The organism is Halorussus aquaticus (assembly GCF_024218795.1).
Taxonomy (GTDB): domain Archaea; phylum Halobacteriota; class Halobacteria; order Halobacteriales; family Haladaptataceae; genus Halorussus; species Halorussus aquaticus.
Genome location: NZ_CP100402.1, coordinates 188,460 through 210,389, shown reverse-complemented (window position 1 = coordinate 210,389; position 21,930 = coordinate 188,460). Strand labels below are relative to the sequence as shown.

The following is a 21,930-nucleotide window of genomic DNA, read 5'->3' as shown; positions in this document are numbered from 1 at the left end:
GGACGTTACCACTTACCAATACTCGATTAAACTTCAGTATAGGGAGTGTATATCTGGGTAAGATTTAAGACCTTCACTATTAAAGAGGGTAGTGAGTTGTTAAAGCGTGGCAAGGAAACAGTCGACAGACTCGAACTCGGGGCACAGTTCCGTCAATCGCCGTCGGTTCCTGAAGGCGGCGGGTGCCGGCGCAGCGGCGACCAGTCTCGCCGGTTGTAGTGGTGGCGGTGGCGGCGGTGAAGGTAACGCTACCACGACGACCGAGTCCAGCGGCGGACAGGACCAGGGGACGACCGTCGGAAGCACCGACAAACCGACGCTCGAAATCTGGCTCTCGTACTACACCGAGGGCGAAAACAAGAAGAAATACACCGATAAACTCGTCAAGCAGTTCCAGAACAAGACCGGAATTCAGATCAACATCACGGGCGTGCCGTACACGGACGTGGTGACGAAGTTCCGGTCGGCGCGCGCGGCGGGCAACGTCCCGCACATGGTGGAAGTGATGACGCGGCCGGGCATCCTCGCGGGCGGCGCGGGCATGGTCGTCAACGACCTCTGGGAGAGTTCCTCGCTCGCCGACAAGACCTCGGACAAGGTCATGGCCGGTCACAAGGTCTGGGGGTCCCAGTCCACCGGCAAGCAAGGGAACCTCGTGACGTTCCCGCTCGGGTTCCGCCCGTACTTCACGGCGTGGCGGACCGACTGGCTCGACTCGGCGGGCATCGACCCGAGCGAAGTCAACCACAAGGCCGGGAGCCTCCACTGGTACGACGACGTCCCGGGCATCTACGACAAACTGAAGCAAAGCGACATGGGCCAGAAGAAGGGCTTCTACCCGGACTCCACCGGGATGAAGCAGAGCGACGAGGAGTACATGTCGCTGTACATCCCCCAGCACGGCGGGTCGAAGTCCGGCGTCGTGAACCTGACCGGCGACAAGGCCGCCATCGACTCCAAAGAGGCCCGCAAGGCCATCAAGATGCAGAAGGACTACGTGGATAACGGCTACTTCCACCAGAACTCCATCAACACCGGCGACGAGGAGTCCACGACCCGTCACTGGGCGGGTAAGCAGGCGGTCAACCACCTGCAGGACTCGACGGACCTCTGGGGCGACTACCTCGAAGAACAGCCCAAGGCCATGAAGAACGGCGACTACACCTTCGGGCTGCCGATGAACGCGGGCACCAAGTCGGCGCTCGCGTGGCTACCGTCGCTCGGCTTCATCGGCGACGGGTTCAGCAACCAGCAGGAGAAGGACGCCGCCGTCAAGTTCCTCGAGTGGTGGATCGGCGACAGCGACCGCGCGGTCCAGAACGCGAAGAACCTCGGATTCGTGCCGGTGTCTCCCGACCAGATTCAGAAGGAGGACTTCTTCGCCAAGACGGAGTTGCACAAGGAGTTCTGGCGCGGCGCGGCGCTGAAGACGCTCCAGAACTTCGAACCGGCGGTCATCCCGGCGGTGCCCGGCGCGAACGCCATCACCTACGAGGTTCCGCGCAAGATGCACCAGCGCATCATGCAGCAGGGTATGAGCGTCGAGCAGGCCACCTCGCAGGCCGCAAAGGAGATCAATCAGCTCCTCCAAGAGAACTCCTGAACCGCGTTCGACCGACTCGGTTGCGCGACCGGAAGCAGGCTGTCAGTCCACGTATTCTGCGGCTTTTTCGCCGGCGATTCGACCGAACACCGCCGCGTTCGTCAGTCCGGTCCCGCCGGGGTAGTTGTCGTAGAACAGGCCGCCGACGCTGTTTCCGGCGGCGTAGAGTCCCGGTATCACCCGGTCGCGGGTGTCGAGTACCTCCGCGTCGGCGGTGGTCGCAACCCCGCCGAAGGCGAACGTGATGCCGCCCGTCACCGCGTAGGCGTAGAACGGCGGGTCGTCGAGGGGCAGCGCCCAGTTCGACTTCCGGGGCGTCACGCCGGTCGCCTCGTTGCCGTCGAGCACCTGCGGGTCGAACGAGTCCGGGTCGCAGGCGGCGTTGTACTCCTCGACCGTGGCGACTGCGGCGTCGGGGTTCTCGCATCCCACTCGTTCGAGGACGTCGCGCAGGTCGTCGCCGACGACAGGGTCGGACGGTCCGGTCGCGTCCACCTCGTCGATGGTCTGGTCGTCCACGAGGATGAACGCCTCGCGGTTCGGCTGTTCGAATATCTTCTGCCCGAACTTGGCGTAGGTGTGGGCGCGGGCGTCCTCGCCCTCGTCCACGAAGCGTTCGCCCTCGTGGTTGACCAGCAGTCCGTACTGGTAGCCGTCGATGCGGTTGGTTCCGCCCTCCACGTCCGGCGCGGCGGCGTCGATGAGCGCCATGTGCGCCCCGCCCCACTGTCCCACCGCCTTCGCTCCGGCGTCCAGCACCATGTCTATCGCCTCCCCGGTGTTGTACCGGCTTCCGCGCACGGTCATCGCGTCGTAGTCCGGGCCGTAGTAGCGCGTGCGCTTCTCGGGACTCGACTCGTAGCCCCCGGCGGCGAGTATCGCGGCGTCGCAGTCGAACCGGACGAACCCCTCGTCGGTGACCGCATCGAGCGCCGTCATCCGGCGGTCTGCCGACTGTCGGAGCGCTCTGGCCTCGGCGTCGTAGTAGACGTCCGCGCCCGCGTCGGTCGCCGCCTCGACGAGCGTCTCGACCAACTCCTCGCCGTCGAACCACGTCCGGCCGACGGTGTACCCGGAGTTGAGCGGCGTCATGTCCCACTCGACGCCGAGTTCGGTCAACCACTCTATCGTCTCGCCCGCGTTCTCGACCAGCGTCCGCGCGAGGCCCTCGTCGGCCCGGCCGTTCGTCTGGGCCATGATGTCGTCGTAGAACTCCGAGACGGTGTAATCGGGGATGTCGAACTCGTAGCCGTACTCGGTGAGGTCGGTGTCGGCCGACGGAACGCGGAAGGACTCGGTGAACCGAGTGTGCCCGCCCCGTCGCTCTTCGGGAGACTTCTCCAGCATCGCCACGTCGAGTCCGAGTCGCGCCGCCCGGTTCCCGGCGGCCAACCCGGCCATCCCGCAGCCGATTACGACCACGTCGTAGGACTCACGTCGCTCCGGACTGTTCCGCTCGCTGCCATCTTTCATTCCCATCGCCAGTAATATGCGGAACGATCACAATCAAACTACCGCCGGTTCTGCTGACGGGGAGGGACGGCGACGGTTACGGCGGAGCGTCGTCCGCGTTTTCGTCGTCTCGCGTGCCTTCGGCGTCCGCTGTCTCTTCGGCGTCGTGTCGCTCGGTCTCGTCCCCGTCGTGTCGCACAGTCTCGTCTTCGCCGTATCGCTCTGCCAGCAGTTCCTCGTAGCTCTGGACCTGATGGACCGGCCGTCTCCCCTCGGGCGGACTCCCGATGGCCACGATTTTGCATCGGTCGTCGTACGGGTTGTGGAGCATGTGGGGGACGCCCGCCGCGAACCGGAGGGCGTCGTCGGTCTCGGCGTCGAACGACCCGTCCTCGACTTCGACGCGGCACCGACCGTCGGCGACGTAGTAGAACTCGGCCTGATTCGGGTGGTAGTGGTAGGCGTTCTGGGACAGTCGCTCGCCGGGTTCGAGGACCGCGACGTTGACGTTGTAGTCGTCGATGCCGAGTCGCGGCGATAGCTCCCACCGTCGGCCGGGTTTCTCCGGATTCGTCTCCACGTCGTCGAGCGACAGGTGTTCGTAGTCGTCGGTCATGCGTCTTCGCCCGCGGCGGTGGCGTTCTCCAGCAGGCGGTCGAGCGCGCCTTCGGAGTCGAGGTCGGCGACGGCGGCCGCGACGGCGTCCGCGCGCTCGGGACCCACCGTCGGTTCGGCGCACTCGAAGAACTTCGCGTCGAGGCGCTCGTCGGAGACGGGGTTGTTGGGACTCCCCGGCGCGTGCTTCTCGACTTCGACGTACTCTTCGCCGTCCTTCGTCGTGACCGTCACGCGGGCACCGTACCCGGCGAAGTTCCCGCCGAAGAGGTTCGGTTCGAAGTCGCGTTCGACCTTCGCCATCACCTCGCGCGTGCGCGCGTCGGCGACGTACTCGTCGGAGAACTCTCGGACGCCAGCGTCCCCCTCGCGGAGTATCGCGGCGAGGCAGAACTCGATGGAGAACTTCGCCTGCAGGGCGTCGTCGGGGTCGGCGTGGATGAGCATCTCGGAGGCGGCCTCGTCGAGCGCGACCCGGACCGTCTCGACGTCGGCCGGGTCGAGGTCCTCGCGCTCGACCACCGCGCGCAGGGCGTCCATCGCCGCGTGGGTTATCACGCCCGAGGGGTACGGTTTGAAGCCGATGTCTTCGACGGCCCACTCCTCGCCCAGCCCCTCGGTAATCTGAGTCGGGTCGTACTCGCCGCCCGGAGTCATCACCTCGCCGTAGCCGATGTCGCCCTCGAACACCGCGTCGTCTGCGGTGAACCCCGATTCGGCGAGCAACGCCGCGCGCACGCCCATCTGGGCGGCGTGCCCGGCGTGGAGCGGTTTCGTCATGGTCCCGAAGTTCTTCTTCAGCGACGACGAGGACGACGCCGCGATGCCGTACGCGTGGGTTATCTCCTCGGTACTCAGTCCGAGCGCCGACGCCGCGGCCGCCGTCGCGCCGAACGTCCCGACCGTGCCGGTGCTGTGCCACCCGTTGTCGTAGTGACTCGGGTAGGTGGCGTGGCCGGTCCGGAAGGCGGCCTCGACGCCGACGACGTACGCCGTCAACGCGTCGCGCCCGGTGCCCTCCGCCACCTGTACCCCGGCGAGGGCAGCGGGGAACACCGGCGACGTCGGGTGGATGACTATCGACTCGAAGGTGTCGTCGTAGTCGATGGCGTGGCCGAACGCGCCGTTCGCCAGCGCCGCCCCGGGCGGACTCGCCGCGCCGCGACCGAGCATCGCCGCCTCCTCGCCCGCCATGCATCGGTCTACGTACGACGAGATGCGCTCGCCGACGCCGTGCCGAGACCCGTACAGCGCGACCCCGACGTAGTCCTTAATCGCCCGTTTCGCCTCCGCCACTATATCGTCCGGAACGTCCTCGAACGTCGCGTTCGCCGCGAACTCCGCTAACGTGTGCGTCTCTCCCATGCGAGCAATTATCGTGACGCCGTGATTATAATCGTACTCCCGATTCCGACCCCCGGCCCGTTCTTCACCAAAATTTTATACGACTCCGAACCATCGGTCCAGTCGATTCACCCGATTCAGCGGTGACTTCGAACGATGAAATCCAACGACCGGGCCATCGTCGGGTTCACGATGCTCGCCCACGCGATGTTCCACACCTACGAACTCGCCATCCCCATCTTCGTGACGGTGTGGCTCGACGCCTTCACGGCGACGGAGGCCACGCTAGGTCTCGTCGTCGGCGCGGGCTACGCCCTCATCGGTCTGGGCGCGCTCCCCAGCGGCATCCTCGCCGACGCGTACGGGTCCAAGCGACTCGTTCTCGGCTCCGCCGCCGGGATGGGCGGCGGGTTCCTGCTCGTCAGCGTCGCCCCGAACGTCTGGGTACTGGGCGCTGCGCTGGTGCTGTGGGGCGCGGGCGCGAGCCTCTACCATCCGGCGGGCCTCTCGCTTCTCAGTCGGGGCACCGAGGACGACAACCGCGGCACCGCCTTCGCCTACCACGGCGCGGCGGGGAACGTCGGAACCGTGGTCGGCCCGCTGGCGGCGGCGGTGCTGCTGGCGGTCCTCGACTGGCGACTCGTCGCCGGACTGTTCGTGATTCCCGCCGTCGTCGCCGGTGCTATCGCGTTCCGACTCTCGTTCGACGAGCGGGCGGCCGTCGAGGAAGCGGAGACCGAAGTCGCGGCCGACGGCGACCCCGGGCGGACCGCCGAGACCGACGGCGGTCTCGGGTCGCTCCGCGAGTTGGTCCGCGACTCTCGACTGCTGTTCACCAGAGGATTCGTCGTGCTGTTCGCCATCATCATGCTCTACGGTCTCTACTACCGGGGCGTGCTGACGTTCCTGCCCGAAATCCTCGGCGGTCTCTCGATGTTCGAACCGGTCACCGTCTTCGAGCGGACGTTCTCGCCCAGCAGATACGTGTACGCGGGCCTGCTGTCGGTCGGCGTCGCGGGCCAGTACGCGGGCGGCAAGGTGACCGACATGATAGAGACCGAGTACGCGCTCGTCGCGACGTTCGCGGCGCTGGTCGTCGCGGCGCTACTGTTCGTCCCCGCGTCGAACGCGGGCGTCGTACCGCTGCTCGGCGTCTGCGTGCTGCTGGGCTTCTTCGTCTACGTGGCCGCGCCGGTGTATCAGGCCACCATCGCCGACTACGTCACCGCCGACAGCCACGGTCTCTCGTACGGGTTCACCTACCTCGCGATGTTCGGCGTCGGCGCGCTCGGGGCCGCGCTGGCGGGGACCGTCCTCACCTACGCCGGATCCGGCGCGCTGTTCGTCGCGCTCGCGGCCCTCGTGGTGCTCGCCGGTCTGCTCAGCCTCTACCTGCTCGTTCGGTAACTGGAACTCACTCCAGCGACCGAACCACTGGCTCGCGGATGTCCTCGCCCACGTCGCGCGGGTTCGTCACGATTCGGCGCTCCTGAATCAGCGTGTTCTCGACGATTTCGTCGGCGTCGTCTGGTCCCAGTCCGAGGTCGGCGAACGACCTCGGGAGACCGACGCTGTCCCGAAGTCGCTCGCATTCGGCGAGGAGCGCCTCGGCCGCTTCGTCGGTGTCGTCGTCGGTCGCCGCCACGCCGAGGGTCCGGGCGGCGTCGGCGTACTGCTCGCGCCGTACCGGGAGGTTGTAGCGTAGACCGGCGGTCAGCGAGGCGGCGAGACACTCCCCGTGGGGTCGGCCGGTCATCCCGCCGACGCTGCTCGCCAGCGCGTGGACCGCGCCGAGTCCCGCGTTCGAGAACGCGGTCCCCGCGAGGTGGGACCCGAGGCTCAGGTCGCGCCTCGCCTCGCGGTCGTCGCCGTCGGCGACCACGCGCTCGTACGACCCGTGGACAAGTTCGAGCGCCTGACGCGATATCGGCCGGGTTATCGGGTTCGCACCCTGATAGTTGATGGGTCGCGGTTCGACCCGTGTGTGGTCGCGGGCGGTCAGCGACTCCAGCGCGTGGACGAACGCGTCGAACCCCGACCGCGCGGTCACGTCGCGCGGCAGGTCGTGGGTCAGCGCCGGGTCCACGAGCGCGACGTCCGGGCGCAGCAGTTCGTCGCTCATCCCCCGTTTCACGCCGTCGGAGGAGACGACCGCGGTCTGGGTCGCCTGCGACCCGGTTCCGCTCGTGGTCGGAATCGCGACGGTCGGCGCGACTGGGCCGGGCACCTTATCGACGCCGAGGTAGTCGCTTGCGGTCCCGCCGTGAGCGAGCAGCGCGGCGACCACCTTCGCCGTGTCGAGACACGACCCGCCGCCGACGGCCACGACGCCGTCCACCTCGACGTCCGGCAGGTCCGTGAAGTCCTCGACGCTCGGTTCGGTCGTCGCGTAGTGGACGGTCGGGTCGAGGTCGAGACCGTCGAGCGCGACGTCGAGGACGCCCGCGGATTCGACGCCGCGGTCCGTCACCACGAGCGGGGCGTCCACGTCCAATCGGTCGAGCGTCTCCGGGAGGCGGTCGGCCACTCCCTCGCCGAACTCGGTCTCCGGCGTCGCGAACGCTATGCGGCCCTCTCCGACGAGCGGTCGGTCGTGCATGCCTCTTCGAGCGACCGGCGGACACATAAAACTGAGCGGTGACGACCGTTGTCCGACTGTCGGCCCGAAGCCGACCGACTCCCGCGACGACTACGAGTCCCCGTCGGTGGCGTACCGCGCTTCGAGGTCGCGTATCCGGTCGAGTCCCGTAATCTCGTTGCGACCCTCCCACGTGACGAGTTCGTCCATGACCTCCCGCTGGCTTCCCGTCTCGACGATTTCGGCGTACACGTCCTGTAGCGTCTTCAGGACCGCCTTGAACCCGGTCGCGGGGAACAGCGCGATGTCGTACCCGAGGTCGTCGAGTTCGTCGGCCGACAGCATCGGCGTCTTTCCGCCCTCGGTCATGTTCGCCAGCAGCGGTGCGTCGATTCGCTCGGCCGCCTCTTCGAGTTCGGCGACCGACTCGGGGGCCTCGAAGAAGATGACGTCCGCGCCCGCCTCCAAGTACGCCCGGGAGCGCTCGACCGCGGCGTCGAACCCCTCGACCGCCCGCGCGTCGGTCCGGGCGATGAGGACGAAGTCCTCGTCCTCGCGGGCGTCCGCCGCGGCGCGCAACTTCGCCGTCATCTCGTCGGTCGCCACCACGTCCTTGCCCTCGAAGTGTCCGCACTGCTTGGGGAACGTCTGGTCTTCGAGGTGGACGCCCGCGACGTCCGCGGCCTCGAACTCCTCGACGGTCCGGCGCGCGTTGATGGGGTTGCCGTACCCGGTGTCCGCGTCGGCGAACACCGGCACGTCCACCGCGTTCGCCATCTGTCGGGCGCGGTCGGTCATCTCCGTGAGCGTCGTGACGCCGACGTCCGGGTAGCCGTGGACGGACGTCGAGACGCTCGACCCCGACATGTAGACGACCTCCGCGCCCGCCCGTTCGACGAGTTTCGCGCTCGCGGCGTCGTACGCGCCGGGCGCGACGACGATGCCGTCGCTCTCGACCGATTCCCGGAACTCGGCTGTCGAATTCGCCATGTCCGTGGTTCGTAATCACGTACCATAACGTTAAGTGCGCTCGCCCGGACCTTCCGTCCGAATTCGTCGCGCGGCGACGGTCCGGAGGACACACCGACGATGCAAGACCGAACTCGGGCGCTCGCCGTCGCCAGCACCGTCCTGTTGCTGTCGGTGCTGGTGTGGTTCAACTACTCCGCGCTGCTGCCCCGGATAGTCGAGGCGTGGTCGCTGTCGGGGCTTCAGGCGGGCGCGCTGTTCGCGGCGTTCCAAGCCGGATACGTCGTCGCTATCCTCCCCGCCGGGATGGTCGCCGACACGTACTCGACCCGGCGCGTGGTCGCCGTCGGCGCGACGGGCACGGGACTGGCGAGTCTCGGGTTCGCGGCGTTCGCCGACGGGTTCCTCGTCGGCGCGGCGCTCCGACTGGTGGCCGGGGCGTTCATGGCCGCGGTGTACGTGCCCGGCATGCGGTTCCTCAGCGAGTGGTACCCCGAGTCGGTCCGCGGACGGGCGCTCGGCGTCTACACCGGCGCGTTCTCGCTGAGTACCGGCCTCTCGTTCCTGCTCTCGTCGTCGGTCGCCGCGGCGGTCAACTGGCGGGTCGGCATCGGCGCGACCAGCGTGGGCGCGGTGGTCGCCGGACCGGTGATGCTGGCGTTCGCCCGCGACCACCCGGACGCGGCCACGAGCGACCTGCAGTTCGACCGGAGCTTCCTCTCCAATCGGGCGTACCTCTACGCTGTCGGCGTCTACGCCGGGCACACGTGGGAACTGTTCGGCGTGCGGAACTGGCTCCCCGCGTTTCTGGTCCTCACTCCGGCGCTCTCGGGGGCGTCGAATCCAGCAGTGCTGGCCGGTCTGCTGACCGGCGCGATGATGTCGCTCGGCGGCGTCGGCAACCTGCTGGGCGGGTGGGCGAGCGACTCCGTCGGTCGGATTCCGACCGTCTTCGTCGTGCTGGGCGGGAGCGCGTGCATCAGCGCGGTCCTCGGCAGCGTGGGCGACCTGCTGTCGCTCCCCGCGCTGACCGCGCTCCTGCTCGTCTACGGCACGCTCCTGACCGCCGACAGTTCGCCGACCTCGACCACCGTCACCGAGGTTGTGGACGACGAACACGTGGGTGCCGCGCTCTCGGTCCAGACGCTCACCGGGTTCAGCGCCACGGTGGTCTCGCCGGTCGTCTTCGGCGCGGTCGTGGACACCGCCGGGTACGCGTGGGCCTTCCCGACGCTCGCGCTCGGTGCGGTCTTCGGTCTCGTCTCGTTGCAGTTGCTGTCGCGGCGACTCCGGCGGTCCGCGCCCGGGCCGGAGGAACCCGCGGTGGCCGGGGAGTGACGGTGGCGAACGTATATGTGTCTGGATGCGGCAGGTACACGCGGTACCACATGACTCACGTCGTCGCCTGTCTCGACGGTCTCGACCCCGAGTACCTCGACGCCGTCGAGACGCCGGGATGGGACCGCATCGCCGACCGCGGGAACGCGGGCACCTGCGATGGACTCGTTCCGAGCCTCACCAACGTCAACAACGTCGGCATCGTCACCGCCAGTTTCCCCGCGGAGAACGGGGTGACTGGCAACACCTACTACGACCCGGAACGCGACGAACAGGCCTACATGAACGACGCGTCGCTCCTGCGGCGTCGGACCGAACTCCAGCGCCGGGCCGACCGCGGCGAAAGTGTCGCCGCCCTCGTGGCCAAGGACAAACTCGTCGGGATGGTCGGGCAGGACTGCGACCTCGCGGCGAGCGCGGAGGACCCGCCCGACTGGCTGGCGGACGCCGTGGGCGAACCCCCGGGCATCTACTCAGGCGGGGCGAGCGCGTGGCTGCTGGACGCCGCGGTCCACGTCCTCGACGAGCGCGACCCCGACGTGCTGTACGTCTCCACGACGGACGTGATTCCCCACAAGCACGGTCCCGAGGAAACCCCGGCCGAGGAGTGGGTCCGCGAACTCGACGCCGGAGTGGCCGCGCTCGCCGAGCGGAGCGACGCGCTCGTGGCCACCGCCGACCACGGGATGAACCGCAAGTCGGTCTGCGTGGACCTCGAAGCCGCAGTCGCCCGCGAAGGGTTGGCCGCCGAGGTGGTCCGACTCATCACCGACGAACACACCTACCATCACCAGAACCTCGGCGGGGCCGCGTACGTCTACCTCGAAGACGGGTCGGCCGACGCCCTCGAACCGTTGGCGGACATCGACGGCGTGGAGGCGGTCCTCCCGGCCGCGGAGGCGGCCGAGCGGTTCCGACTGCCGACCGACGCCATCGGCGACACGCTCGTACTCGGCACCGAGTCGTCGGTGTTCGGCCCGGTCGAGGAGGGCGTCCGGGGGTCGGTCGAGTTGCGCTCGCACGGTTCTCACCACGAGCGCCGCGTCCCGTACGTCGCCACCAGCGGCGCGACCCTCGACTACAACGTCGAGGCGTTCCGCGGGCTCGAATAATCCGTGAGACCCGTACGATGAGCGAGCGAACGCGGTCCGTTCTCGACGGAATGACGAATCGCCTCCGGGCAGTCCGTCGGGGCTTCCGCGACGAACGCACATTCGTCGCGTGTCTGGTCGGCACGTGGCTGTTGACCGCGGCGACCCACCACTACATCATCGCTCCGGCGAGCGTCCTCTCGACCGTCGCCGCCGACCTCGGGGTCGCTCCGGCGAGGGCGGTCTGGCTGGTGAGTGCGGTTCCGGCCTCGTGGGCGGTCACGAACTTCGCGCTCGGCGTCTGGATAGACAGGCTCGGCGACTACCGGATGATAGCCATCGGGACCGCCGTCGTCGTCCTCGCGGGCGGCTGGAGCTGGTGGGCGGGTCGCGAGGGCGCGTTCGGGTCGCTGCTGGCCGCGCGTCTCGTCGCGGGCGTCGCCGTGGGCGTGATCTGGACGGCGTCCACGAATCTGGTCGGCGGAGCCGTCTCGGCCGCGAACCGCGGCACGGCCATCGGCGTGTTCATCACGAGCGCCCCCGCGGGGTTCGCGATGGGGCAACTCTCGGGACCGCTCGTCGCGGCGCGGTTCGGCTGGCACGCCAACTTCCTCGTGATGATTCTCGGCTCGGCCGTCGCGTTCGCGCTTCTCACGGCGGGGATGCGCGGTCTCACGGTCGAACCGACGACCAACACCGCGTCGATGCGGGCGAACTTCGCCGCCATCCTGAGACGTCCGGTGGTGTGGTACGGCTGCGCGATGGCGTTCGCCGCCTACTCCTGTTACCTCTTTCTGAACAGCTGGCTACCGTCGTACCTCGCCCGGGAGTTCGCCCTCTCGGCCGCGCTGAGCGGTCTGCTGACCGCGGTGTTCCCGGCGATGGGGGTCCTCTCGCGGGCGGGCGGCGGCGCTATCTCGGACCGACTGTTGAACCGGCGGCGACTGCCGGTCCTCCGGGTCGCGTTCCTCGTTTCGCTCCCGCTGGTCGTTCTCATCGCTCTGACGACGCAACTCGCAGTTATCGTCGCGGCGCTGGTCGTCGCGGGGTTCGTCATCCAGCTCACGTTCGGCGTCGTGTACAGCTACGTTCAGGAGGTCGTCGAACCGCAGATTACGGGGACCGCGCTGGCGTTTCTGACGACAGCGGGAATCTCCGGCGCGTTCACGGCACCGCTGGTCGCGGGGGCGCTCATCGAAATCACCGAGACGTACCTGTTGGCGTTCGCCTACGCGGCCGCACTGACGGGACTCGGACTGCTGGTCTCTTGGTTCGCCCCGGAGTCGCGCGGTCGGTCGGAGAACTGAGGAACGCCGCCCCTCGCGGACACGTTCGGAGGGTGAATCGCTGGAATACTGGACTCTCGACTGCCGACTAGATGTCGAACACGTCGAGACCGGTCCGCTCGTCGAGGTGGTGCGTGAGCGGCGTCTCGCCGAGGCTCACGATGACCTCGAAGGTCCCCGAGACCCGCGCGCCCGAGCAGTGGCCGCCAAACGACTCGAAGGAGTCGTCCGCTACCTGAATGTGGGTGTGTATCTTGTCCGGCCCGATGTTGCCGAGGAAACTGGTCACCTCGAACTGGCCGGTGAACTCCTCCTCGCTGTACTCCTGAGCCTCGGTGTCGTAGTGACCGAGCGTCACCCGGTCCACCGCGCCGATGGCGGTCAGGAACCCGTTCTCGATGTCGTACTCGTCGCGCAGTTCGGCGAGCGAGTCGAGGACTTCCTCGCCGGGGTCGAGTCGGACGACGATTCGGTCACCTTCGCGTACGTGGTCCATGTGTGCGTTCGCCACGACGGCGACCGCCCACTTCGTAGTACCGCTCGCGTGACTCCCTGCCGGTTCTGCGAGAAAAAGGGGTGGTTCGACCTCAGTCGAGGTCGGGGCGCGACAGTTCGGTCTCCCTCGCGGTCACGAACTCCAGCAGGACGGGCGTCCCCTCCTCGGTCTTCTCGATGCCGCGCTCGATGGCATCGGCGATTTCGTCGGGGTCCTCGACGCGCTCGCCGTACGCGCCGAGTCCCTCGGCCACCGTCCGGAAGTCGCCGCCGAACGGCGTGTCGTAGCTCGCCATCTCCTCGTTGTTCAGGAGGATGGAGAGAATCGGGATGTCGTAGCGGGCCGCCGTCTCGATGTCGAGACCCGTCATGCCGATGGCCCCGTCGCCCCAGACGTTGATGCAGAGCTTGTCGGGGTGGGCCAGTTTGGCCCCCATCGCCAGTCCGAGACCGTAGCCGAGTTGGGTCGTCTTCCCCCAGCCGATGTAGCCCAGCGGCTCCGTGGACTCCCAGAACGGCGCGAGGAAGTCGCGGGCGTTCCCGGCGTCGTGGGTGACGATGGCGTCCTCGGCGTCCACGACCTCGGTGAGTTCGTTGATGACCCGATACGGGTTGATGGGCGTCTCGTCGGACTCCAGTTTGGGCCGCCAGTCGGCCAGCCACTCCTCTTCGACCTCCCGAATCTCCTCGACCACGTCCTCGCGGCGGCCGCGCGGCCCGTCGAGGCGGTCCTCGGTCTCCGCTACCATCGCTTCGAGCGTCAGCTTCGCGTCGCCGACGACGGCGTGGTCGCTGTCGACCTCCTTGTCGATGTCCGCGGGGTCGAGCGTGGCGTGGACGATGGCGTTGTCCTCGGGCACGGTGATGCCGTAGGACGACGTGGAGAAACTGGTGCCGACGCCGAACAGCAGGTCGCACTCGTCGAGGAAGTGCGCGAGCTGTCCGGGTTCGCTCTTGGACCCCGCGCCGAGCGACAGCGGGTGGTCCTCGGGGAAGGCGCTCTTCCCGTTGAGGCTGGTAGCGACCGGGGCCTCCACGAGTTCGGCGAGTTCGCGGAGCGGCTCCCACCCCTCCGCGTAGTGGACGCCTTGCCCGGCGTAGATGACGGGCCGCTCGGCGTCGAGCAGCATGTCCACCGCCGGCGGGACGTCGCTCGGGTCGGGACCAGTCTTCCGGGACTCGGTCGGTTCGTACTCGATGTCGCCGACCTCCTCGTCCCAGACGTCCATGGGAATCTCGACGAGCGCCGGGCGCGGCCGACCGTTGCGCGCGGCGCTGAACGCCCGGCGGACGGTGTCGGCGACCGCCTCCGGGTCGGTCAGTTGCTCGCAGGACTTGGTGACGTGCTGGTAGTTGAGGAAGGAGTTGAACTTCGGGTCCACGTCGGTTTTCGACCTGTCGTAGCCCCGCGGAAACGCGACCAGCGGGACCGACTCCGCGTACGCCTGCGCGACGCCGCCGAAGGAGTTCTCCGTGCCGGGACCGTGCTGGCAGGCGAACACGCCGACGTCGTCGCCCGAAGTCACTCGGCTCACGGCGTCGGCCATGTGTACGCCCGTCCGCTCCTGTCGGACGATTATCGTCTCGATGCCCGCCTCCTCGACGGCCCCCGTGTCGAACAGTGGATTCGACGGGAACCCGAAGAGGTAATCGACGCCTTCCGCGACGAGCACGTCTGCAATCGCCTCTGTCACGTCCATGTCAGAGTGTGGCGCGGTGCAGTGTTGTAAATGTATTTATAACATTCTATAGTTATGGAAATCTCGCCGACGCGGCCGCGGGCGGCGAAAACCTCAAACCAGTTCCGCGTGAGTGATAGGTATGTCAGAGCGCGCCGACATCGAACGGCTCTGCGTCCACGAATCGGTCGAGAACGTCGTCCCGACGGAGGCGTTCGTCGAAGCGTTCGACGACCTCGACGTGCCCGCCGAACTCGTCGGCGACGGCGAGGGCTACGCCGAGTCCGACGCCGTCGTCTCGTTCAGACCCCGACCGGAGTTCCTCGACGCGGGGTGGGTCCACTGCGCCCGCGCCGGATACGACGAGTTCGACACCGACGCCTACGAGGCCGCGGGCGTTCCGCTGACGAACTCCTCGGGCATCCACGGCGAGACCGTCGGCGAACTCGCGGTCAACTACATGCTCTCGTTCGCCCGCCTGCTCCACGTCTACCGCGACCACCAGCACGACGCCGACTGGTACGACCCCGACTACGAGCGCCCGTTCACCGTCGGCGGCGAGCGACTCTGCGTGGTCGGTCTCGGGACGCTCGGGCGCGGCATCGCCGAACGCGCCGACGCCCTCGGAATGGAGGTCGTGGGCGTCCGGCGGTCCGACGAGTCGGTCCCCGGCGTCTCTCGAATCTACGACCCGGAGGACCTCCACGAGGCCATCGCGGACGCTCGGTTCGTCGCCATCGCGGTGCCCCACACCCCGGCGACGGAAGGCATGTTCGGCGCGCCGGAGTTCCGGCGCATGCGCGACGACGCGTACCTCCTCAACGTCGCCCGCGGCCCCATCGTGAACGAGGACGCCCTCGTCGATGCGCTCGACGCCGGTGACATCGCGGGCGCGGGGTTGGACGTCTTCGAGACCGAACCCCTGCCGGAGGACTCTCCGCTGTGGGACTTCGAGGAAGTCATCATCTCCCCCCACAAGGGGTCGGCGACCAACCGGTATCACCTCGACATCGCCGACCTCGTGTCGGAGAACGTCGGTCGGTACCTCGCGGGCGAGGACCTCCGCAACCGCGTCGCGTAGTCGTCCGGCGACGAGGCGTGAATCCGCGCGTCCCTACTGGTTCGACGTGTCACAGTCTCGACTCCGCAGGATTCGACCCTGTTACGGCGAAGGGTTTACACGCCACCGGCCAATGGTAGGTGATAACGTAAACCTATGGCCAAGCGCGACCTGTCCGGGGAGTCCGGCCCCGCTAGCGACGAGCGAGCGAACTACGACTACCGCGACGGCACGGTCGAACGACCCGGTCTCGTGGACGACCTCGAATCGCTCGTGGACGGCGAGGTCAGATTCGACACCTACACGCGCCAGTTGTACGCGACCGACGCCAGCGCCTACGAGGTGACGCCAATCGGCGTCGTGTTCCCCACTTCGACCGCAGACGTGAGTGCTGTGGTCGAATACTGCGCCGACCGAGAGGTTCCGGTGCTTCCCCGCGGCGGCGGCACCAGTCTCGCCGGACAGACCGTCAACGAGGCCGTCGTCCTCGACTTCACTCGGGGGATGGGCGACGTGCTAGACGTCCGCCCCGAGGACCGCGAGGTGCGCGTCGAACCCGGGGCCGTCCTCGCGGAGGTGAACGAGCGACTCGCGCCCCACGACCTGAAGTTCGCGCCGGACCCCTCGACGGCGAACCGGAGCGCCATCGGCGGCGCTATCGGCAACAACACCACGGGCGCGCACTCGCTGAAGTACGGCAAGACCGACGCCTACGTCGAGGAGTTGGAGGTCGTGCTGGCCGACGGCACCGTGACGACGCTCGGAGAGGTGTCGCTCGACGAACTACGGGCGGGTGCCGACCCGGACGGGACGCTCGAAGAGCGCCTCTACGCCGAGGCGCTCCGGATAATCGACGAGGAGTCCGACACCGTCGAGGGGGCGTATCCCAGTCTCAAGCGCAACGTCTCGGGGTACAGTCTGGACGCGCTGGTGGAGGAGGCGGGCGAGGCGCATCGCGCCTCGGAAGACGCGAACGGCGAAGCCGTGAGCGAGACGGGGTCCGTCAATCTCGCCCGCCTGATGGTCGGCAGCGAGGGGACCCTCTGCATCGTGACCGAAGCGACGCTCTCGCTGGAACCGGTGCCGAACACGACCGCTATCGGCCTGCTCACCTACGACAGCCTCGTCGAGGCGATGGAGGACGTCGGGCCGATTCTCGAACACGACCCCGCCGCCGTCGAGGTGTTGGACGGCGTGCTCGTTGACCTCGCCCGCGACTTGGAGGAGTTCAAGGACGTGGTGAGCATCCTCCCCGAGCGGACCGACTCCTTCCTGCTCGTGGAGTTCTACGCCGACACCGACGAGGCGGCCGAGCGGAAGGTCCGGGACCTGCTCGACGACCGGGTGGACGATATCGCGTTCGACGGCCTGACCGCGTTCTCCGACGAGGAACAGGAGAAGTTCTGGAAGATGCGGAAGGCCTCGACGCCGATTCTGCTCTCGCGCACCACCGACGAGAAGCACATCGCCTTCATCGAGGACATCGCGGTCCCGCCCGAACACCTCCCCGAGTACATCGCGGACTTTCAGGACGTCTTCGACGACCACGACACGTTCGGTAGCTTCTACGCCCACGCCGGACCCGGGTGCATCCACGTCCGACCGCTGATAAACACCAAGAACGCCGAGGGAATCGAGCGGATGGAGTCCATCGCCGACGCCGCCACCGACCTCGCGGTGAAGTACGGCGGAAGCGTCTCGGGCGAACACGGCGACGGCCGCGCCCGGACCCAGTGGAACAAGAAACTCTACGGAGAGGACGTCTGGAACCTGTTCCGGGACCTCAAGACGGCGGTGGACCCCGACTGGCTCCTGAATCCGGGGAACGTCTGCGGCGACCACGACATGACCGAGAACCTCCGGTTCGACACCGAGTACGAGTTCGACGCCGGGTTCGAACCGGAACTGAACTGGGAGAACGACAACGGCTTTCAGGGGATGGCCGAACTCTGTCACGGTTGCGGCGGCTGTCGCGGCGGGCAGAACACCACCGGCGGCGTGATGTGTCCGACCTACCGCGCCTCCGAAGAGGAGATTCAGTCCACGCGCGGCCGGGCGAACCTCCTCCGGTCGGCCATGTCGGGCGACCTCGACGGCGCGACCCCGGCGGAGACCGACTCGGCCCCGACCGCTTCCGGAGCGGGAGGCGACGAGCAGTTCGACGTGGAGTTCATGCACGAGGTGATGGACCTGTGCATCGGGTGCAAGGGCTGTTCCGTGGACTGCCCGAGCGAGGTTGACATGGCGAAACTCAAGGTCGAGGTCGAACGCGAGTACAAGGAGCGCCACGGCGCGACCCTCCGGGACCGCGCGTTCGCCAACATCGACGCGCTCTCGAAGGTGGGCAGCGCGCTCGCGCCCGTCGCCAACTGGGGCCAGAACCTCCCCGGTGCCCGGACGCTGCTCGAAAAGACGGTGGGAATCGCTCGCGAGCGCTCGCTCCCGGCGTTCGAGAGCGAGACGTTCCGCGACTGGTTCGAGGAGCGCGGCGGCGCGCGGGTGTCCGAAGCCGAGGCCGAGCGACGGGCCGTCCTCTTCCCCGACACCTACACCAACTACAACAAGCCCGAGACGGGGAAGGCCGCCGTGAGAGTCCTCGAAGCCGCCGGGGTCCACGTCACGGTGCCGGACGTGACGGGGAGCGGGCGGCCGCCCCACTCGAAGGGGTTCGTCGAGAAGGCCCGAGACATCGCCAGTCGGAACGTCGATGCGCTTTCGGAGTACGTCGCCGACGGCAGGGACGTCGTCGTGGTCGAACCCTCGGACGCGGTGATGTTCCAGTCGGACTACCTCGACCTGCTGGGCGGGGCGGAGCGCGCTCCGGAATCGGCGGGCGGGCAGGCCTCGGGAGTGACGAATGACGACGTGGAGGCCCTCGCACGCAACACCTACGGCGTCTGCGAGTACCTCGACACGTTCCGCCTCGGCGAGAGCGTGACGTGGACCGCGCCCGCGGAGTCGCTCACCTACCACGGCCACTGCCACCAGAAGTCGGTCAAGAAGGACCACCACGCCGTGGGCGTCCTGCGCCGGGCGGGTTACGACGTCGAACCGCTCGATTCTGGCTGTTGCGGGATGGCCGGGACGTTCGGCTACGAGGCCGAGCACTACTCGATGTCGCAGGCCATCGGTCGCATCCTCTTCGACCAAATCGAGGAGAGCGACGGCGACGCCGTGACCGCGCCGGGCGCGTCCTGCCGCACGCAACTCGGCGACGAGTACGACGAGGACGTGCCCCATCCCGTCGAGAAGTTGGCGAGCGCGCTCGGATGACGGGGGTCCGACCGGCTCCCGTCCCGTGCTAGTCTTTAACAGTCAAGCCACCGACGGTACGGCCGCACATGGCGACACACGGAAACGAACGAGCGTTCGTCCGCTCTTTCTTCACGTCACCGACCGCCGTCGAGGGAGACGACACCGCCGAGATGCTCCGGAAGGCCTCGCAACTGCGGGGGATGCAAGCCCCCGACGTCTGGGTGCCGGACAACGAGGACGCGACGGCACCCACCATGCGCGACGAGGGAGTCGAGAACATCGTCGACGTGGTCTCGGAGCACGGCGAGGAGTTCCCGGGCGAGATTCACCCCCGAATCGTCTGGCACAGAGACGACCCCGAGACGAGGCGGCGGGGGTTCGAACACATGATGCGCATCGCCGACCCCGACGCTGGCGCTGTCGAACACATCGACGGGTTCGCCGTCCCGGAGGTCGGTTCCATCGACGACTGGAAGAAGGCCGACGAGTTCATCACCGTCGTCGAGGCCGAAAACGGTCTCGAGGAGGGGTCGCTGTCGATGTCGCCCATCGTCGAGAGCGGGGAAGCCGAACTCGCGCTCGCTCGAATCGACCGGGAAATCGGGAAGCGCTCGAACAACTTGGAGCGACTGTTCCTCCTCGTCGACGGTGAAGTGGACTACACCAAGGACATGCGCGCCACGACCCCGACGGGGGAACTCCCCCCGTGGCCGGAACTCCGACACAACACCTCGCGCGCGGCGAGCGCGAACGGGCTAATCGCGGTCGACGGGCCGTACGACGACATCAGGGACGTGGAAGGGTACCACGAGCGGATGACCGACAACCGGGCGAAGGGGATGCTCGGCATCTGGTCGCTGACGCCCGGCCAAGTGGTGGAGGCCAACACCGGACCCCTCCCGCCGAAGGAGGGAACGTACCTGCTCGAAGTCGGCGGGGAGACCGTCGAACTCGACCGGACCGGCGGCGGTGCGCACGCCTACGAGGGCGACGACGTCGAACTCGACGAACTGGACGACGGCCGGTATCGACTTCGAGTCGCGCGCGACCAGCGCGAACTCGACGAGGACGGACTCGCCGAGGCGTTGCGCGACCGGACCCAGTACGTCGTTGCGATGGACGACTACGTCGATTCGATGGCGGAGTTCGAGGAGGCCAAGGCGGCCGGGAGAGGTGCCATCTCGATGGAGCGAACGGCGACGCTCGTCCTCGACGGCGTCGAGGTCGAAGTCACGAGAGACCGAATGTGGGACGAGGCCACGTATCAGGCGGCACAAACGCCGATCACGCTGTTTCAGGAGGTGTACGAGGCCCGTCCGGACCAGCGGGACGAACTCAGGGAGACGTACGGCGAGGACGTCGTGGACCGCGCCATGGAGGTCGGATAACGTCGCTCACGCCGAATTGCTCCCGGGGTCGAAGCGGTTCTACTGCGCCGACGTCGCGTCCGAGTCCACGACCATCACCCGGAGGTCGTTGACGTTCGTCCCGGTCGGGCCGGTCACGACGAGCGCGTCTCTCGCGTCCAGAAACGGAAACGCGTCGTTCTCTTCGAGCGCAGTGCGGGCCTCGCCCCGGTCGTCGGCGACCGTCTCGGTGTCCACGATGGCACCGGCCGCCTCCGACGCGCCGTCGATGCCGTCGGTGTCCACGCTCGCAATCACGACGCCGCCGTCGTCCAGTTCGAGCGCGGCGCTCAGCGCGAACTCCTGATTCGGCCCGCCGTCGCCGTCACCGCGCAGCGTCACCGTCGTCTCGCCCCCGGAGAGGACGACCGCGGGCGTGTCGAACGGGTTGCCGGTCGCTCGCATCTCCTCCGCGATTCCGACGTGGCTCTTGGCGGCCTCGCGCGCTTCGCCCCGGATTCGAGAACTGAGGACATGCGCGTCGTACCCCTGCTCGACCGCCTCGTCGCGGGCGGCGGCGAGCGCCGTGAACCCGTCCGCGAGGACGTGCGTCTCGACGCCCTCGAACGCCGGGTCGTCGGGACCGGGCGTCTCCGGGAGGTCGCCCGAGACGCCGCGCCAGAGTCGCTCGCGCACCGACTCCGGGACGTCGAGGTCGTACCGTTCGACCACGTCCAGCGCCTCCGCGTACGTCGAGCGGTCGGGCGTGAGCGGTCCGCTGGCCACGACGTCGAGGTCGTTGCCCACGACGTCGCTGAAGACGAGTCCAACGACCGTCGCGGGTGCCGTGGCCTCGGCGAGGCGGCCGCCCTTTATCGCCGAGAGGTGCTTCCGAACGGCGTTTATCTCGTCTATCGCGGCCCCGGAGGCGAGCAGTTCGTCGGTGACTCGCCGGAGGTCCGCGAGCGAGAGGTCGCCCGCCGGGGCGGGCAACAGCGCGCTCCCGCCGCCGGTGACGACGCCGAGAACGAGCGTCTCGTCGGTCGCCGACTCGGCGAGTTCGCGGACGCGCGCGGCACCCGCCGCGCCGCGCTCGCTCGGGACAGGGTGGTCGCCCTCGACGAGTTCGACGTCGGTCGTCTCCGGGAGTACGTCGGTGACGACGACTCCCCGGTCGATTCGGTCGCCCAATTCGTCTTCGAGACCTGCGGCGACAGCGCCCGCCGCGTTCCCGCCCCCGACGACGATAACCTCCTCGTACTCCGAGAGGTCGTACGTGGCGTCGCCGACCGTCAACTGGTTCCCGTGGAGGGTGACGTTCTCGCCGACGACGCGGGCCGGGTGCGCGCCCTCGATTCCCGCGTCGAGGCAGTTCAGCGCGACTTCGTGCGCGGCCGTCTCGGCCAGCGAGTCCCGATACACGCTCATACTTCGAAGGTGTGGGACGGTGACAAAACACTAACGGTGGTCGGTACCCGCGACCGCGTCCGCCGAACGGAGTCAATCGTCGTCGACGAGAGAGGGATGGCACTCGTGGTTCCCCACGTGGTACTTCGGATACTTGACCCCGCATCGGGGACACTGGACGGTCTGCTGGTTCGTGTACCAGATTCCGCCGTACAGCAGGACGACCATGTAGAGGAAGTTGAGGAACATGATAGTCAGGTATATCGTCCCGAGGTCGTACGACATCTATTCCGACGCTCCCACGTGCTGGCTGACTACGTGTTTGAGACGGTTAGTTCTTCTCGGTGGGTGGTCCGGTGCGGTCGAGCGAGTCGCGGTTGCCGAGGCCGGAAGCTATAACAGAACCGTCGGG

General features: G+C 67.8%; 17 protein-coding genes. 8 read left to right on the top strand and 9 right to left on the bottom strand.

Annotated elements, in window-relative coordinates; translation table 11 throughout:
• Nucleotides 1-106 precede the first annotated feature (106 nt).
• A complete protein-coding gene (locus NGM06_RS21540; RefSeq protein ID WP_254270454.1) occupies nt 107-1,603 on the top strand; it encodes an ABC transporter substrate-binding protein in 1,497 nt (498 codons plus the stop codon).
• A gap of 42 nt (nt 1,604-1,645) precedes the next feature.
• Here the strand turns inward: NGM06_RS21540 and tcuA are convergent, their stop codons facing one another.
• From tcuA to NGM06_RS21525, 3 genes are all read right to left on the bottom strand, one after another.
• Nucleotides 1,646-3,082 (bottom strand): FAD-dependent tricarballylate dehydrogenase TcuA, encoded by a 1,437-nt coding sequence (gene tcuA / locus NGM06_RS21535; protein ID WP_254270453.1) that lies wholly within the window; start codon nt 3,080-3,082, stop codon nt 1,646-1,648.
• A 70-nt stretch (nt 3,083-3,152) separates the two neighbouring features.
• Entirely contained in the window at nt 3,153-3,671 is a 519-nt protein-coding gene (locus NGM06_RS21530; protein ID WP_368410513.1) for a cupin domain-containing protein, read from the bottom strand.
• Nucleotides 3,668-5,035, bottom strand: a complete 1,368-nt coding sequence (locus tag NGM06_RS21525) for an MmgE/PrpD family protein (protein ID WP_254270452.1) — start codon at nt 5,033-5,035, stop codon at nt 3,668-3,670. The genes NGM06_RS21530 and NGM06_RS21525 overlap by 4 nt, the downstream gene beginning before the upstream one ends.
• Before the next feature lie 135 nt (nt 5,036-5,170).
• Here NGM06_RS21525 and NGM06_RS21520 point away from each other — a divergent pair, with 135 nt between their 5' ends.
• Nucleotides 5,171-6,421: an MFS transporter gene (locus NGM06_RS21520; protein ID WP_254270451.1), complete on the top strand. Its 1,251-nt coding sequence runs from the start codon at nt 5,171-5,173 to the stop codon at nt 6,419-6,421.
• A gap of 7 nt (nt 6,422-6,428) precedes the next feature.
• Here the strand turns inward: NGM06_RS21520 and NGM06_RS21515 are convergent, their stop codons facing one another.
• Nucleotides 6,429-7,613, bottom strand: coding sequence for an iron-containing alcohol dehydrogenase family protein (locus NGM06_RS21515; RefSeq protein ID WP_254270450.1), 1,185 nt, complete (start codon nt 7,611-7,613; stop codon nt 6,429-6,431).
• Between the two features lie 90 nt (nt 7,614-7,703).
• Nucleotides 7,704-8,582, bottom strand: coding sequence for an isocitrate lyase/PEP mutase family protein (locus NGM06_RS21510; RefSeq protein ID WP_254270732.1), 879 nt, complete (start codon nt 8,580-8,582; stop codon nt 7,704-7,706).
• A gap of 99 nt (nt 8,583-8,681) precedes the next feature.
• Between NGM06_RS21510 and NGM06_RS21505 the strand changes: the two genes are divergently transcribed.
• Genes NGM06_RS21505 through NGM06_RS21495 form a run of 3 tightly spaced genes read left to right on the top strand, consistent with a single transcriptional unit; the run spans nt 8,682 to nt 12,297 of the window.
• Entirely contained in the window at nt 8,682-9,899 is a 1,218-nt protein-coding gene (locus NGM06_RS21505; RefSeq protein WP_254270731.1) for an MFS transporter, read from the top strand.
• 50 nt (nt 9,900-9,949) lie between these two features.
• A complete protein-coding gene (locus NGM06_RS21500; protein WP_254270730.1) occupies nt 9,950-11,011 on the top strand; it encodes an alkaline phosphatase family protein in 1,062 nt (353 codons plus the stop codon).
• A gap of 17 nt (nt 11,012-11,028) precedes the next feature.
• A complete protein-coding gene (locus NGM06_RS21495; RefSeq protein ID WP_254270729.1) occupies nt 11,029-12,297 on the top strand; it encodes an MFS transporter in 1,269 nt (422 codons plus the stop codon).
• Between the two features lie 67 nt (nt 12,298-12,364).
• Here NGM06_RS21495 and NGM06_RS21490 read toward each other — a convergent pair whose 3' ends face one another.
• Nucleotides 12,365-12,772: a PPC domain-containing DNA-binding protein gene (locus NGM06_RS21490; protein WP_254270728.1), complete on the bottom strand. Its 408-nt coding sequence runs from the start codon at nt 12,770-12,772 to the stop codon at nt 12,365-12,367.
• Nucleotides 12,773-12,863: 91 nt separating this feature from the next.
• The gene (locus NGM06_RS21485; RefSeq protein ID WP_256568018.1) at nt 12,864-14,507 is read right to left on the bottom strand and encodes a thiamine pyrophosphate-requiring protein; all 1,644 of its coding nucleotides are present in this window, start codon (nt 14,505-14,507) and stop codon (nt 12,864-12,866) included.
• A gap of 85 nt (nt 14,508-14,592) precedes the next feature.
• Here NGM06_RS21485 and ddh point away from each other — a divergent pair, with 85 nt between their 5' ends.
• The 3 genes from ddh to aceB all read left to right on the top strand — a co-directional run bounded on the left by ddh (nt 14,593) and on the right by aceB (nt 20,153).
• Complete coding sequence (ddh, locus tag NGM06_RS21480) at nt 14,593-15,531, top strand: D-2-hydroxyacid dehydrogenase (RefSeq protein ID WP_254270726.1); 939 nt, start codon at nt 14,593-14,595, stop codon at nt 15,529-15,531.
• Nucleotides 15,532-15,666: 135 nt separating this feature from the next.
• On the top strand, nt 15,667-18,783 hold the full coding sequence (locus tag NGM06_RS21475) for an FAD-binding and (Fe-S)-binding domain-containing protein (protein WP_254270725.1): 3,117 nt from the start codon (nt 15,667-15,669) through the stop codon (nt 18,781-18,783).
• 68 nt (nt 18,784-18,851) lie between these two features.
• Nucleotides 18,852-20,153, top strand: coding sequence for a malate synthase AceB (gene aceB, locus NGM06_RS21470; protein ID WP_254270724.1), 1,302 nt, complete (start codon nt 18,852-18,854; stop codon nt 20,151-20,153).
• A 39-nt stretch (nt 20,154-20,192) separates the two neighbouring features.
• On the opposite strand, the gene NGM06_RS21465 is transcribed toward aceB, so the two are convergent.
• On the bottom strand, nt 20,193-21,539 hold the full coding sequence (locus NGM06_RS21465) for a glycerate kinase type-2 family protein (RefSeq protein ID WP_254270723.1): 1,347 nt from the start codon (nt 21,537-21,539) through the stop codon (nt 20,193-20,195).
• A 72-nt stretch (nt 21,540-21,611) separates the two neighbouring features.
• The gene (locus NGM06_RS21460; protein WP_254270722.1) at nt 21,612-21,803 is read right to left on the bottom strand and encodes a hypothetical protein; all 192 of its coding nucleotides are present in this window, start codon (nt 21,801-21,803) and stop codon (nt 21,612-21,614) included.
• Nucleotides 21,804-21,930 lie beyond the last annotated feature (127 nt).